This window comes from Psychrobacter sp. CAL346-MNA-CIBAN-0220 (assembly GCF_040309805.1).
Taxonomy (GTDB): domain Bacteria; phylum Pseudomonadota; class Gammaproteobacteria; order Pseudomonadales; family Moraxellaceae; genus Psychrobacter.
On sequence record NZ_JBEOPF010000059.1, the window covers coordinates 1 to 351 of the forward strand.

1 protein-coding gene is annotated in these 351 nt (G+C 42.7%); it reads left to right on the forward strand.

The genetic code is table 11. The annotated features are described in order from the left end of the window. Positions 1-158 precede the first annotated feature (158 nt). The coding region (locus AAEY88_RS12690) for a BLUF domain-containing protein (RefSeq protein ID WP_350562956.1) at positions 159-351 on the forward strand (193 nt) is incomplete at its 3' end.

Consider the following 351-nt stretch of genomic DNA (forward strand, 5'->3'; position numbering starts at 1 on the left):
TCATGATGTTGATTGATACCTTGTCAGAGCTCCAAGAGCAAGAAGAAATAGACGCTTCTGCTAAAAAGAAATCATGGTTTGCTATTGGCTAATTGACGTTTATAAAAGCGCTAATATAAAAGTGCTACGTCCCCATTACACCGCCTAAGAGAACAGATATGACCTCACCAAATTCAGATGCACACATCTTAATGAGCATGACCTACGCCAGCCGTGCAAACCCAGACGTATCGGCGAAAGACTTTAATGAGATTTTGCAGCAAGCTCAAGCGAATAACGCTGCCAATGGCATCACGGGGATGCTGACATTTAATAAAGACTATTTTTTACAAACGGTCGAAGGGCCGAGAG